The following is a 14610-nucleotide window of genomic DNA, read 5'->3' as shown; positions in this document are numbered from 1 at the left end:
AAAAGCGGCCCCACGCAGGAGGCCGCGCAAAGATTATTCCGGCACGTCGCTGCTGCCCTGCTGCGATGGCCATTTCCAGTTGCGTACTTCCGGCAAGTCTTCGCCATGTTCGCGCACGTAACGATGATGTTCGGCAATTTTCTCTGCCAGCGCGTCAAGGATGTGATCCACTTTGCCTGTTAGCGATGGAATACGCTGGATGGCCTCCTGCGCCAGGTGATAGCGATCCAGTTCATTCATCACCGTCATATCGAACGGCGTAGTGGTGGTGCCTTCTTCCATAAAGCCGCGCACATGGAAGTTATGGTGGTTGTTGCGCTGATAAGTGAGCCGGTGAACCAGGCTGGGATAGCCATGAAATGCGAAGATTACCGGTTTATCGCGGGTAAATATCTGGTCAAACTGGGCATCTTCCATGCCGTGCGGGTGCTGATCCTGGGTTTGCAGCGCCATCAGGTCTACTACGTTGACGACGCGAACTTTCAGCTCCGGCAACCAGGTTTTAAGCAGATCCACTGCCGCCAGGGTTTCCATGGTAGGTACATCGCCGGCACAGGCCATCACCACATCCGGCTCGTCTCCTGGCTGTTCAGTGCCTGCCCACGACCAAATTCCCAGACCCGCTTCACAATGTTTGATAGCCTGATCCATGGTCAGCCACTGTGGCTCCGGCTGCTTGCCCGCCACGATAACGTTAATGCGGTCCCAGGTTTTCAGACAGTGATCGCCTACCCACAGCAGCGTGTTAGCGTCTGGCGGCAGATAGATGCGCACAATATCAGCTTTTTTGTTGGCGACATGGTCCATAAAGCCAGGGTCCTGGTGACTGTAGCCGTTATGGTCCTGTCGCCAGACGTGAGAAGAGAGCAGATAATTCAGCGAGGATACCGGCTCGCGCCACGGCAGCTTGCGCGTGACTTTCAGCCACTTCGCATGTTGGTTAAACATCGAATCGATGATGTGAATAAAGGCTTCATAGCAGTTAAACAGGCCGTGACGTCCGGTCAGCAGATAGCCCTCCAGCCAGCCCTGACACTGATGCTCGCTCAGGATCTCCATGACCCGGCCATCGCGCGCCAGCTGTTCATCGTAAGACCTGACTTCCTCCATCCAGGTGCGGTTAGTAACGTCGAACACGTCGCCCAGACGGTTGGATGCGGTTTCGTCAGGGCCAAACAGACGGAAATTATCTTTATTACGCTGGAAAATCGCGCGCAGATATTGCCCCAGAATTTCGGTGGACTGCACCTGCTTTTCGCCAGGCGTGGTGACCTTCACGGCAAACTCGCGGATATCAGGCGTATCCAGCTCGCGGCGTAGCCGTCCGCCGTTGGCATAAGGCGATGCGCCCATGCGCTTTTCCCCCTGCGGGGCGAGCGCACGCAGCTCCGGCTTCAGCCTGCCCTGTTCATCGAACAGATCGTCCGGCTGATAGCTGCGCATCCACTGCTCCAGAATTTGACGATGCTCTTGATTCTCACGGCAGGAAGAGACCGGCACCTGATGCGCGCGCCAGAAATCCTCAACCTTTTTGCCCTCTACCGTTTTCGGGCCGGTCCAGCCTTTCGGACTCCGCAGAATAATCATTGGCCAGCGCGGGATCGCTTCCGGCGCGTCGCCGCTGCGGGCGCGGCGTTGATACTCGCGGATCTTATCGCAGGCGTTATCCAGCGTTTCCGCCATCTGCCGGTGCATTTTCTCTGGCTCGTCGCCGCAGACAAACAGCGGTTCATAACCGTAGCCGTTGAATAGCTGATGCAGGTCTTCATCGCTGCTGCGCCCAAGCAGCGTCGGATTGGCAATTTTATAGCCGTTGAGATGCAGAATCGGCAGCACGGCGCCGTCGCGGGCGGCGTTGAGGAATTTAATGCCGTGCCAGCTGGAAGAGAGCGGGCCGGTTTCCGCTTCGCCGTCGCCAATCACGCAAGCGGCAATCAGATCGGGATAATCGAACACCGCGCCAAAGGCGTGTGACAGGGAATAGCCCAGCTCGCCGCCTTCGTTAATCGAGCCTGGGGTTTCCGGCGCGGCGTGGCTGGGAATACCGCCGGGAAAGGAGAACTGCTTAAACAGTCGCTGCATGCCGATAGCGTCTTCGCTGATCTCCGGATAGATCTCACTGTAGCTGCCTTCCAGCCAGGTATTCGCCACCATGCCCGGCCCGCCGTGGCCCGGCCCGCAGATATAGATCATATCCAGATCGCGATGGCGGATAACGCGATTAAGGTGCGCATAGATAAAATTAAGGCCGGGCGTGGTGCCCCAGTGACCCAGCAGACGCGGTTTAATATGTTCAGGCTGTAGCGGCTCGCGCAGCAGGGGATTGTTCATTAAATAGATTTGGCCCACTGACAGATAGTTAGCGGCGCGCCAGTAGCGATCGAGCAATTGGAGTTCTTGTTGGATATCAGGTGCATTCGTCATGCTTTTCCTCCGGTGACGACAATCACAATTTTGGCCAGGAAGCGCTTTACCCGGGCGAAATGAAAATCAATACTCTTTAACCCTACTAGAAGAAATCTTAATCAGCCAAAAATCAGGCTTTTTAGCGTACTGGCAAGGAGCTGCGCTGTGCTTATCTCTGATTCTCACCTGTGGCTAACTGCACTGGTGGTTACCGTTACGATTCTGCTGTGGGCCAGTGCGCGCCTGCCGGAATTCATTACTGCACTGCTGTTCTTCGCCGCCGCAATGATGTTGCACATTGCGCCAGCAGCCAGCGTGTTTGGCGGCTTCGCCTCATCTGCCTTTTGGCTGGTGCTGAGCGGTTTTATTCTGGGCGTGGCGATCCGCAAAGTAGGGTTGGCCGATCGGCTGGCACATGCGTTGGTACCGCGCTTAAGCGCCAGCTGGCCGCGCATGGTAGGCGGAACGATCGTTATCAGCTATCTGCTGGCGTTTGTGATGCCCTCTAATATGGGCCGTATTGCGTTACTGATGCCGGTGATCGGGGCATTGGCAAAGCAGGCAGGAATAAAAGAGGGCAGCCGCGGCTGGGTTGGCCTGGCGCTGGCGGTGGGGTTTGGCACTTTTCAGCTCTCTGCCAGCATTCTGCCCGCCAACGTACCAAATCTGGTCATGAGCGGGGCGGCGGAAACCGCTTATCATCTCCATCTGGGCTATATGCCGTGGCTGTTTTTACAGGCCCCGGTGGTGGGGGTACTGAAAGGGGTAATATTAACGCTGTGCATCTGCTGGCTGTTTCCGGCACGGCCTGAGGCGGTGACGCATAGTGCGCGCCTGCCTGCCCTCAGTGGCAAGGCGTGGCGTCTGATTATCCTGCTGCTGTTGACGTTGATATTGTGGATGACCGACAGCCAGCACGGCATTTCACCCGCCTGGATCGGTCTGTGCGCCGCCTGCTTCTGCTTATTGCCGCGCGTGGGCTTTATTTCCAGCGACGCGTTCGCCAGCGGCGTTAATTTCCGAACCTGTTTGTATGTCGCAGCCATTTTAGGCGTGACGGCGGTGGTGGTTGATTCTGGCCTCGGCAACATTATCGCGCAGGCGCTGCTGGACATTACGCCGCTTGATCCCGCCACGCCTTTCGTGAATTTCATTTCGCTGAGCGCTTTAACCAGCGTCCTGAATTTTGTGGTAACCGCTAACGGCGTCCCGGCGATGTTTACGCCGATGGCGCAGAGTTTCGCCACCGCTTCCGGTTTTCCGTTAGGCAGTGTCATTATGCTTCAGGTGCTGGCCTACGCCACGCCGCTGCTGCCCTATCAGGCCTCGCCGATTGTACTGGCGATGGGATTAGGCAATGTGTCAGCGCGAGACGGTCTCAGGCTTTGCCTGCTGGTGGCGCTGGTCAGCATCGTTGTATTGTTGCCGCTCTATTACGGCTGGTTCCGAATGCTGGGCTATTTATAACAGCGATAAAGTTCTGGCTGTATGGCTGATACGATTAAAAAAGGGGCAGCATTGCTGCCGCCCCTGAATAGCGCACCGATCTGAAACGTTAAGGCTTACTTGCCTGCCGCTGCAGCGGCGTGAGACGTTTCGTCATTAGCGGCGGCTGGCGTCATCGGCGAATAATCAAGTTGCAGGATGCGGCTGGTTTCCGCCAGCTCATGCTCGGTGGCACTGATATTGCCATTCAGTTTCTGGCCGTAAGAGGGGATCATCTCTTTCAGCTTCGTCTGCCATTCTGGCGTAGCGATTTTATCTTTAAACACTTTCTGCATCAGATTCAGCATAATTGGCGCTGCCGTAGAAGCGCCTGGCGATGCGCCCAGCAGAGCAGAAATGGTGCCGTCCTGAGAGGTTACCACTTCGGTGCCCAGGCGCAATACGCCGCCTTTTTCTGCATCTTTTTTGATGATCTGCACGCGCTGACCTGCCTGGATCAGATGCCAGTCCTCTTTTTTCGCCTGCGGGAACCAGGTTTTCAGCGCCGCATAGCGATCGTCATCGTTCAGCATCAGCTGGCCGACCAGATATTTCACCAGGTCAAAGTTATCCAGACCGACATGTACCATCGGCATCAGGTTGCTGAGGGTGATGGAGCCGAACATATCCCACAGGGAACCGTGTTTCAGATATTTGGTCGAGAAGGTGGCGAAGGGGCCAAACAGCAGAACCTGTTTTCCATCCAGCATGCGGGTATCCAGATGCGGCACGGACATCGGCGGCGCGCCAACCGAAGCCTTACCATACACTTTTGCCAGATGCTGCTTCACGACTTCCTGATTTTCCGTTACCAGGAAGGAGCCACCTACCGGGAAGCCAGCGTAGTTTTTTGCTTCCGGGATGCCGCTCTTCTGCAGCAGCGGCAGAGCCGCGCCGCCAGCGCCAATAAAGACATACTTCGCCCTAATCACGCGCTCTGCGCCGTTGTTTTTGAGATCGGCAACGGTAACGTTCCAGCTACCATCGTCGTTACGCTCAATATCGCGCACTTCGTGACGGGTCTTCAGACTGAAGTTTGGGCTTTTCCCCATTGATGCCACCAGCTGGCGCGTGATTTCTCCGAAGTTGACGTCAGTACCGATATCAATACGCGTGGCGGCCACTTTCTGCTGCGGATCGCGGCCTTGCATCATCAGCGGCGCCCATTTAGCGATTTGTTCGTGGTCTTCAGAGTATTCCATGCCACGGAACAGCGTGCTCTTTTGCAGCGCTTCATAACGTTTACGCAGTAGATTAACGTTTTCTTCGCCCCAGACCAGGCTCATATGTGGGGTAGAATTGATAAAGCTGCGCGGATCGTGCAGAACGCCTTTCTGTACCTGAGAGGCCCAGAACTGACGAGAAATCTGGAAGGATTCGTTAATTTCAATGGCTTTGCTGATGTCGATAGAGCCATCCTCTTTTTCTGGCGTATAGTTCATTTCCGCCAGCGCGGAGTGGCCTGTACCGGCGTTGTTCCAGCCGTTTGAGCTCTCTTCTGCGATGTTATCCAGACGCTCTACCATTTCGATAGTCCAGTCTGGTTCCAGCTCCTGAAGATAGGTTCCCAGGGTGGCACTCATAATTCCCCCGCCGATGAGCAGTACATCGACGTCCTTTTTATCTTCTGCTACTGCATGCTTACTTAGGCCGAAAGCATTCATACACAGCGCCAGAAGCAATGCTTTTTTACGCATGTGGCGACATCTCCGTCTGTTGATTGCTCAACAGGTAATTGCAGGCGAGAGCGTCCAGCTTCTGTCAGGCGGGTTGCTCTCTTTCCATAACTAAAAAAGCGAGTGACATAACCGCACGAACGGCATGGGTTAACCACACGTTATAGGCGTGCTGAGAAATATAACATTCTCGTAATAAAATTGAATAATTTGTTTAAACTTTAAAGGTTGTTTGAATTTTAAACACGCTGAAGCGATCAGCTTCACACTTCTTAGCCTAACAGTACAAAAATTGTTTAGCTAACAGCAGAGGAAAAGGGATGTAGGTAAGCGTTCCCTTGCTTTTACAGCAAGGGAACAGGAGAGCGGAGTGTTAAAGCAGATGTAATTTTTTTACGTCAATCAGCAGGCTTTTGCCGTAGCGCAGTAAAGTACCGTTAACTGAAATCAAATCATCCGGTTTCACTTCCTGCCCCTGCCAGACGCCGTCGTCAATCTGTAACTGGACGGTGCCAGTGCGATCGCGCAGCTCCCAGGTTTTTTTACCGGTTTGCCGGATAATGTTGCCCTGCAGGGTTACCCAGGTTCCGGTAGAAAGCTGTGCCAGCTGATGAGCCGTATTCAGTTGCTGGTTATCTGTTACTGCACGGTAGCCATCTTTTTGATCTTCCGGCGGCGGTGCTTTGCCGTCCGGATTAAAGCCGCCATCGGCGGCCAGCGTTGGTGCGGCAAGCAGTGTAGCCAGACACAGCGTCAGGATTTTATTCATTGCCATCTCCTGCGGTCATTAACCACATGAATTACCGCTGCGCTATCAGGGGTCGCCCAGCTGCTGCACATCAATCCAGCGACGTTCGCCATCCTGACGTACGCGACCGTTCAGGCGCACCTGGTCTTTGGCATCATAGGTTTTCCCTGCCCAGACCTTTTCCGGGATAACCAGATCGATAGTCTGATCGCCGTGACCGCGCAGCTGATAGCGGTTAGCGTCTTTCTGCTTAACGATATAACCCTCAACCGTTACCCAGGCGCCGTCACGCATTGTTTTTACCAGCTCAAGCCGCGCTGAGGTCGTGTCTTCCGTTCCTTTATAACCGCTGTCCTGATTCTCCGGCGGTTTTTCGCCGCTTTTGTAGCCGCCGCTATCTTCGGCAAAAGCCGGCAGCGTGAAAAGGGCAATCAGAGCGGCGATAGTCAATTTTTTAGCCATACATTCTCCTTAATAACCATCCGTTCGGGCCAGGCGAAATATGCCTTTGCAGGATATAAGCCTGGCACAGTCTGATGAAATCGGGGGAAATCAGCGTACGGCCGCATTGATATTGCACAACTTTAGGAAAATTGTCCGGAGCGGGCGGCAGTGTTACAGCATGCCTGGCAGCTGAAATCACAGGCATAACCAGGCAATGATTAACGTTGAGCAGCGCTCAAGTTTACAGCGGTATTAATAACGCGGATTGGTTTAAAAAATAAATATAGTCGCTTGAATAAAGAAAACGCATGGTAAGTCACAGTAATTGATTCCGCTTAATGCGATATTTCTGTAAAATGGCATGGTGCCTGACTTGAAAAAACATCATGCCATCTTTTGCATGATGAATGCCATACAGGAGAAGTTGGTATATTGATTGTTCCCCAGGGGCGACCATTGTTTATATAATCAATTTTAACATCAGGGGGAATGACAATCGTTTCTCTTGCGCTGTCATAAATTTTTGCGCCTAAATAGCCCCTATCACTGAGCCATAAAGCCCACCATGTGGTATTTTGACATATTACCTAACAATCCTCCAATAAGAGTGCCTACCGCCTGGGATGCATCTCTTCCGCCCGAAGCTAGTTGAGTTTCTTCACGGTTTAGTCATTTCATTAGTCTGATCTCCTTGTTATCAATGGTTTTAATATTACAAAAACCATAGCTGTTATAACTGAGTAACATACTTTCCTGGGTATGTTCTCAAAAAAACCATAATGAAAACACCCAGACACAATGAGTATGGTTGCGAAAAAATGGAGTATTTAAAGAATGATAAAAACAACTTTCTTTTCATTTCATAAATTACCTTTGTATGTTGTTAATATTTAATGTATCTTTTTTTGAGATCAACTATAAAAATAAAGAAATAGTTTTACATATAGTTAATTTATACTTTTCTTTGTCTGCTTAATGGTTGTTTTGAAATAAAATAATTCGAGGTTTTAATATTTTATGTTTTCATTTAATGATTGTGAAATAATAATTTTAGATTATTTTTTTGGTGCATTAATTCCACTATTTTTAAATAGTGGTTTTGATTGCGAGAAAGAAAACAACTTATCTGACGGCCTCTTCGGCCGTCTACTTCCTGGGCCAGTTAATTATAAAGCTGACGAGACAACAGAACGCTTAAACCTTACCAAAGCGACGCCAGAGAAAGCGCAGCACAAAAAACTCTATCGTGCCCAGCAGCAAAAACCACAGGCAGAGCACAAAGGTATAAAACTGATTAAGATCGCTGAAATGAAACAGCGACATCATACGGGCAGTAAACTGCGGACCCGGAGAGGGCGCAGGCAATAACAGCGCGGAGAGAAAGCCCAGCAGCAGAATGCTCATTGGCGCCAGCCAGTTTTCAAAAGTGGATTTCATGGAATTCAGGACAAAAAGAAAAAGAGACGTTCATTCTCCGGGATTCAGCATGATGGTTCAATGTTTGGCGTGGTCATCATGGCGCAGGGTGGATATCTTCAGCATTAAATCAATGGCTTGTGTGATAACCCACGTTGAAAAAAGACCTGTAATCAGGATTCGTTTAGCTTTTGTTTAAGTCAGGCTTTGCATAATCGCTGGCAATTTTGTGAGCCGCTTCAAAAAAAGTTGCTGAAAAAAACCGCTGCCGTTATAATTTTCGTTGTTTTTTTCAACAAAAGTTAAGCAGGTCATGGGTTATGAAAAAGTTCTTTCGGTATGTGTTTCGCGCTTATGTTGAAACCTTTAAGCATGTGCCGCCCGGCGCGCTGAACTAACGGCAGCGCCGCACTAACACCCTCGATAACCGCGGCCAGGGAACGACCGATGGTTATCAAACCCGCTTTATGTATCCTTCCGCTTCATTCTTCTTGTCTCCAGCTTTGTTTCGCTCTTATCCAATCGCCTTATCGGCGGTGTTTTCACCGCTAAAAGTTTTGCGCTGACAACGGCCTACAGCCTGTTTCTTAAACGCCCTTTGTTGATAACCGCCGCACATTTTTATCAACCGTTCTGATTAAGCGTCCCGGCAAACAAGGCGAAGCGTTATTTAACGCCTAAACTTAGCGGGTATCCCTAACCTGAGAGCAGCTGATGAAGAGAGCAACCCGGAGGCGCGGGCCGAATAACCGCACACTTCTTCTCGGTATGGCCGCAGCAGTGGCCGGGACGGCGCTATTTGTTAAGCAATGGCGTAAATGGCAGCAGACGCCGCCGGTGGGCATTCATAGCCATCAGGCAGGTCTGGCGGGCTATTACCAGCAAGTCGGGCCGTGGCGAATGTTTACCCGCGTAACGCCAGAAAGCCGCCCTGGCCTGCCGGTGGTTTTGTTGCATGGTCTGGTGCTGTCCGGGCGTGCCATGGAAGACCTGGCGCTGGCATTAGGCTGGGAATATCGCGTACTGGTTCCTGATCTGCCCGGTTTTGGCGGCAGTTCGCTTCCGGCCTCGCAGCCGGTGTTAAGCGTTGATCAACTGGCAGAGGCGTTATGGCTGTGGATGCAGCAAAATCAGCTGTCGCGCGCTATTTTTATCGGCAACTCTATGGGATGCCAGGTGCTGGCTGCGCTGGCGGTTGCGCATCCTGAAGCGGTTGCCGGGCTGGTACTGCAAGGGCCTACTGTCGATCGTCATAACCGTACGCTGCTGCGCCAAATTTGGCGCGACTGGATCAATGGCCGACGGGAAGCGCATCGTTCTCCCGCCGCGCTTAGCCGTATCGATTATGCCAAAGCGGGTATCTGGCGCGCCATGAATACCATGCGCCTCATGATGCGCGATCGCATCGAGCAGCGGCTGCCACATATCAAAGCGCCAACGCTGGTGGTGCGGGGATCGTTTGATGTGGTTTCGCCCGCTCGTTGGGTCACAGAGATGGTGGCGCTGCTGCCGCGTGGCGAGCTGATGACCATCCCGCAAGGTACGCATACGCTGCACTACGTTTACCCGTGGAGCTACAGCCGCGCTATCCGACCTTTTATTGCTCGCGTGCAGAAGGAGCAGGAAAACCATGAGTAAACCACCAAAAGGCGTTGCCCGCTTTGACTCTTCGGCAGCGATGGTAATGGCGCTCAGCAATGCGCTACATCAGCGCCCTTTTAGCAGCCCAAGCCAGTCGCCTACGTTGGATCGCATGCTGCCGGCGTTGAATTTACTGCCTGAGCGCGTCCGTGAATGGGGCTATGCGCTTGGCGGTATGGCTGAAGGCATTACGCTAAGTCAGGCGCAGCATCTGGATATTGAAGGCATCGCGCGTTGGGTAGCGAATCAATATCCGCAGCAGCAGTATCAGGCCGCTTTTGTCGGCTCCTCTAACGGCGCGATGGTACATCTGGCGGCGGCGATGGGCGTGCCCTGGCTGCCGCAAACATTTTTGTGTCCGGTACGTTCATCGCACAACGACCCGGATGATGCACAGAAAGGCATGGCGGACGGCAAGCCGATTACCGATGCGTTGCTGGCGGCCTCACCCCATCTGGCGGTTCATCATATGCAGGATCCGAATCAGGATCGTTTGATGCTGGACCAGATGTCCTATTTCCGTTTAAAGCACCGTAAACTGCCGCTGGAATATCATGAGTTTTTGCTTAGCGCGCTGCCGCCAGGCGGAACGCTGGTAATCAATCACTGTACGCAGCAGTGGCCTGCCACGCGTACCAGCGATCGCTCTTTTTATCAATTTGGAGCGGTAGGGGGCGCAACGGAGCAGGAATATTTCTCTGGCGGGCCACGAGTAATGGAATATCTGGCACGTAACGGCGTTGAACGTGAAAAATGGGAGCCGCCTGCGCCGGACGTTACCGTACCGGAGGCAGAGTGGGGGTTTGATGCGCACCTGATGGCCGAGCTGAAAAAACTGGCGAACAGCCAGAACTGGAAACTGGTAGAGCTGCGTTATGAAAACCCGGAAGCGCTGAGCTTTGTGACTGCCGAAATTTATCGTGACTGGTATCTTTCGGCAGGCGTGATCGCTTCGCGGCTGGTGGTGGATAATTTCCTGTTAATGGATCCCTGGACCACCATGCAGCAATATGCGATTCCTTTCTGGCTGACCTTCTGTACTGAGCCTTCTGCCAGCTCACTACAGCGCTATCTTGAGCGTCAGCCTCGGTTCCGTAATATCGATCTGCTGCTGTTTTCTCACGGCACGGAAAGTATCGGGATGGCTTCGATTGAACGCTGGCAACAGCTGTTGAATTACGCTACCGATGAAGGCGCATTTGTCGGTGTTGATACGGAACGCTTCCCGCGTGATTTCGCAACGTTATCGCGTTTTGATGAGGAATTGAAACAGAGAGCGCCGCTGTTACCGCCGCCGGAACCGCTGACGACTGAAACATTTTTAGCGGGCGTACAGCGTTACGGGGAAAAATTTCAGGTGGAGTGTTTGCTACATAACTGAGAAACAAGATGAGCAGTCAGGCCCTGTGACCTGACTGCTACTCAACAATTACTGCGCTTTTTCAGCAATAAGGGTGAGCTTTTCATCAGTGGCTTTCTCTTCCTGCAGCGTTTCTTCCAGCAGGCGAGCCGCTTCTGTATAGCCCAGCTTCTGTGCCAGCGCACGCAGCGTGCCGTAAGCCGCGATTTCGTAGTGTTCCACTTTCTGTGCTGCGCCGATCAGGCCAGCATCACGCACCACGCCTTTCTCGACGGAATCGATGATTTCCTGCGCTTCTTCTACCAGGCCTTCCATCGCATGACATTTCATACGCTTAATACGCACTTCAGGGGTCGCTTCTACCAGCTGATCAAGACGCTCGATCTGGCCCTGGGTTTCTTCCAAATGAGTTTTGAACGCTTCGATAAGATTCTCATCGCTAGCGGCACGCGCCATTTTTGGCAGGGCACGGCTAATTTGCTTCTCAGCGCTGTAAACATCAGACAGATCGTGAATAAACATCTCTTCCAGCGTTTTAATACTCATCGTAATCTCCATAACCAAAGGATAATAATTTATAAGTTCAGGGGTGGCTGCCCTGTTAATTTCAGTATAGACAAAAATAAACAACTGCAACGGCAGAATGATGAGATTAGGATTCATCCTGCTGCTACCGCCCCGCTTGTTTTAAATAAAGTCTGCGCTGCCTGGCTTATTAATAAAGGGCAGGGAATAGGCTGATACAAAGAAGGCGATAAAGCAGAGAAAAAAGAACGGGCGCAAGAAGTAACACACTTACCCGCAGTACGCCAGCGCGCACTACGGGTTAACTAATTTTTACAGGGAGTTACCCGGTTTTAAATTAGCTGCGGCGGCTATTTTGTCCGCCTTTTTTGCCTGCTTCAGAGGCTTTTTCGCGGTCATTTTTAAAGTTACCGCCGCTTTGTTGGCCGCCTTTCTTACCGGCTTCAGAGGCTTTTTCACGATCTTCTGCAAAGTTACCTGAACCACCACGATGCTGAGTCATATTATTTCTCCTCGTGTGTATTAACAGAATGCATATATTTATCAGTGGGCGATAAATATATGCGCATCCAACGTTTTTAAATTTAGCGGTTGAGAATGATATTGCAAGGCGATGGCAGCTAAAAGTTTTCCTTATGACGTTTTATAGAGCATAAGTTCGCGTTACATAACGGGTAAATAAAAATGTTATATTTTATGAATGACGCCTGAAATATATATCTGGCGCTTCGTCTGTTAATGCCAGAAACGCAGAAAAGCCTCTGCGGCTACCCATAATAAACTCTTCCTGGCTCAGGATCACAACGCGCTTTCCGCAGGTCGGATCAGTGAAAAAAAGGAGGCCGTTTCGTTTTGTTTGGTCTTTAATTATTCAGCAAGCTAATTCACAACGGAGGAGATGACTGATGAATACCACATGGTTACGATCCCGTGAGCTTCCCCATCTGGGATCCTTTATCGTGTTGAAGAAAGGTAAAGTGGCCTGGCTGCTGTTCCGTAACGGCGGCGCGGTTTTTCGCTCTGCGCAGTGGCTACGGCGGCATTGTCATGCCTTCGAACCTGTGAATGCCTCCTCTCAGGTACGTTAATTTGATTTTTACCGGCGTCGGCCACGCTGCTGGCGCCGGAGCAGGCTCTCTGTTTTACATCTCTTTGATTCATGAGAGACGTGCCTTTCACCAGGTCTCTGTGAAGCAGCAATGCTATCTTTACGCCTTTGCCTCGTCGTATCCGGAAAACGTGGCCTTAACCGGATAATTTAGCAGATTAACTATTTTAGCTAATTGCGTAATAAACAAAAATAATTTATCGGCTCAATTGGCGTAATTAACATCAGCTCATCATTGATGAGTAAAGAGTGTAATTTGCAAAAATGTTGATGATACTTATTTCATCAATTTATTTTGCTAAATCGCTTATTGCATTGAGGTGTTAAAAGTTAGCGGGCAAGGAATAAGTTATCGCCAGTATGACCCGCCCGGTTAAAGGCGGGTCAGTATAGCCATCACTTACCGATCAGAAATACTTCAGCCAGCGGATATCACGCCTTTGTTGCTTTAGTCGGGCAAAGGCGCGTACCGGCCACCACAGCAGCAGCGCCAGCAGCAGCATACAGAACCACAGCTGCCAGACGGCATCGAAGCCGAACCAGTCACCCTGATTTTTCCCCCAGCTTGCTTCAGCGACCAGATACATACCTTTCAGAACGTAAAGATGCAGCAAATAGAAAAACATTGGCGCGCTGCCAAATACCGCCAGCCAGGCAATAGTACGACTGCGCTCTTCGATACGTTCAAACAGCGCCAGCAGCGTCAGGCCAACTGCCAGCGTCAGGCAGATAAACAGCAGGGAGGGTGGATATTTGGTGATATTAAAAAACGCCATTGCGCTTTCGCCCAGCGTATTGCCCGCCTGCCACGGCTTTTCACCATAGCCGTTAAGCAAACGTAGCAGCACGAACAGCCCCAGCAGGCTGGCGGCGCTGGTCAGCAATATTTTGCCGCGCGTTGCGCGGTTGCAGGCCGGTTGCCAGAGCTGGCCCGCACAGTAGCCCAGCGCAATGACGCCAATCCACGGCAGCACCGGATAGGATGTACGCATCCGCAGCGAATCGCCTAATTCAATCCAGCCGCGATCGTGCAGGATCGCCCACGGCAGGTGCCAGAACGTACCGGGTGCAGCATGAATATGGTCAAGCAGATTATGTCCCGCCACCAGCACAATTCCGATGGTGACAATAGCCCACAGCGGCAGCCACAGCAGCCCGCCAAGCGCCAGCATACTCAGGCCAATCGCCCAAATCACCTGTAAATAGAGCACTTCCGGCGGGAAGCTAAAGGTCCAGGCGAAGTTAACCAGCGTTAGCTCCAGTGCCACCAGCACTAGACCGCGCTTCAGCAGGAACAGCGACACGGCCTTACGGCTTTGCTTTTTTTGCTGATAAAGCGCGGCGGAGAGACCAGTTAAAAATACAAAAACCGGCGCGCACAGATGCGCCAGAGTACGGCTGATAAACAACGCCGGATCGGTGTTAGCGACATCGATCGGATCGGCAAGTTGTTTATGCAGATAGAAGGTTTCACGCACGTGATCCAGCAGCATTAACAGGATCACCAGGCCACGCAGCGCATCAATAGCCTGCAGCCGTTGAACAAGCTTATCGGACATATCCTTTTCCTGGTAGTATAAAGAGCGAAACGTTATATCATAACAAAAGGTTGTGACTCAAGGGCGTGAGCAGCTGCATCATCGTTCACTGTAGGCAGAATGCCAGAGTGTTTTCATTGCCAGGCCGCTCAGGCTGTGGCTAAAATAACTGCCCGGGGTGATGGCGTTCCACCTTACCCAACCGCTACTCTTCCTTTGAGCGCTGATGACGCCTGACACCACACTTTCTCACCGGGAAGGTG

12 protein-coding genes and 1 riboswitch are annotated in these 14610 nt (G+C 51.8%); of the genes, 4 read left to right on the top strand and 8 right to left on the bottom strand.

Features of this window, described 5'->3' with window-relative positions:
* Positions 1 to 33: 33 nt before the first annotated feature.
* Complete coding sequence (locus tag ACQE3Y_RS08005; protein WP_426981354.1) at positions 34 to 2424, bottom strand: phosphoketolase family protein; 2391 nt, start codon at positions 2422 to 2424, stop codon at positions 34 to 36.
* Between the two features lie 147 nt (positions 2425 to 2571).
* On the opposite strand from ACQE3Y_RS08005, the gene ACQE3Y_RS08000 reads away from it, so the two are divergent.
* On the top strand, positions 2572 to 3873 hold the full coding sequence (locus tag ACQE3Y_RS08000; RefSeq protein ID WP_426981352.1) for an SLC13 family permease: 1302 nt from the start codon (positions 2572 to 2574) through the stop codon (positions 3871 to 3873).
* Between the two features lie 95 nt (positions 3874 to 3968).
* Here the strand turns inward: ACQE3Y_RS08000 and mqo are convergent, their stop codons facing one another.
* From mqo to ACQE3Y_RS07980, 4 genes are all read right to left on the bottom strand, one after another.
* A complete protein-coding gene (mqo, locus tag ACQE3Y_RS07995) occupies positions 3969 to 5588 on the bottom strand; it encodes a malate dehydrogenase (quinone) (RefSeq protein WP_426981350.1) in 1620 nt (539 codons plus the stop codon).
* Between the two features lie 352 nt (positions 5589 to 5940).
* The gene (locus ACQE3Y_RS07990; RefSeq protein ID WP_426973932.1) at positions 5941 to 6336 is read right to left on the bottom strand and encodes a YgiW/YdeI family stress tolerance OB fold protein; all 396 of its coding nucleotides are present in this window, start codon (positions 6334 to 6336) and stop codon (positions 5941 to 5943) included.
* A 45-nt stretch (positions 6337 to 6381) separates the two neighbouring features.
* Positions 6382 to 6777, bottom strand: a complete 396-nt coding sequence (locus ACQE3Y_RS07985) for a YgiW/YdeI family stress tolerance OB fold protein (protein WP_426973933.1) — start codon at positions 6775 to 6777, stop codon at positions 6382 to 6384.
* Positions 6778 to 7953: 1176 nt separating this feature from the next.
* Entirely contained in the window at positions 7954 to 8196 is a 243-nt protein-coding gene (locus tag ACQE3Y_RS07980) for a DUF1158 family protein (protein WP_250651411.1), read from the bottom strand.
* Positions 8197 to 8889: 693 nt separating this feature from the next.
* Between ACQE3Y_RS07980 and ACQE3Y_RS07975 the strand changes: the two genes are divergently transcribed.
* Both ACQE3Y_RS07975 and ACQE3Y_RS07970 read left to right on the top strand, forming a co-directional pair.
* Complete coding sequence (locus ACQE3Y_RS07975; protein WP_426973934.1) at positions 8890 to 9813, top strand: alpha/beta fold hydrolase; 924 nt, start codon at positions 8890 to 8892, stop codon at positions 9811 to 9813.
* Positions 9806 to 11197 carry a hypothetical protein gene (locus tag ACQE3Y_RS07970; RefSeq protein ID WP_426981348.1) on the top strand — a complete coding sequence of 464 codons (1392 nt, stop codon included), beginning with the start codon at positions 9806 to 9808 and terminating at the stop codon, positions 11195 to 11197. Before ACQE3Y_RS07975 ends, ACQE3Y_RS07970 begins: the two co-directional genes overlap by 8 nt.
* Before the next feature lie 48 nt (positions 11198 to 11245).
* Here the strand turns inward: ACQE3Y_RS07970 and ACQE3Y_RS07965 are convergent, their stop codons facing one another.
* Positions 11246 to 11722 (bottom strand): ferritin-like domain-containing protein, encoded by a 477-nt coding sequence (locus ACQE3Y_RS07965; RefSeq protein WP_250651414.1) that lies wholly within the window; start codon positions 11720 to 11722, stop codon positions 11246 to 11248.
* A 316-nt stretch (positions 11723 to 12038) separates the two neighbouring features.
* Positions 12039 to 12203, bottom strand: coding sequence for a general stress protein (locus ACQE3Y_RS07960; protein WP_085068825.1), 165 nt, complete (start codon positions 12201 to 12203; stop codon positions 12039 to 12041).
* A gap of 403 nt (positions 12204 to 12606) precedes the next feature.
* On the opposite strand from ACQE3Y_RS07960, the gene ACQE3Y_RS07955 reads away from it, so the two are divergent.
* Entirely contained in the window at positions 12607 to 12789 is a 183-nt protein-coding gene (locus tag ACQE3Y_RS07955) for a hypothetical protein (protein WP_250651415.1), read from the top strand.
* A gap of 427 nt (positions 12790 to 13216) precedes the next feature.
* Here ACQE3Y_RS07955 and ACQE3Y_RS07950 read toward each other — a convergent pair whose 3' ends face one another.
* Positions 13217 to 14368, bottom strand: coding sequence for a DUF1624 domain-containing protein (locus ACQE3Y_RS07950; RefSeq protein WP_426973937.1), 1152 nt, complete (start codon positions 14366 to 14368; stop codon positions 13217 to 13219).
* 147 nt (positions 14369 to 14515) lie between these two features.
* A riboswitch (Fluoride riboswitch) is annotated at positions 14516 to 14590 on the top strand.
* Positions 14591 to 14610 lie beyond the last annotated feature (20 nt).

Origin of the sequence: Pantoea sp. FN0305, assembly GCF_050113845.1 — a bacterium.
GTDB lineage: Bacteria > Pseudomonadota > Gammaproteobacteria > Enterobacterales > Enterobacteriaceae > Mixta > Mixta alhagi.
This window is presented reverse-complemented; position numbering and strand designations above follow the sequence as displayed.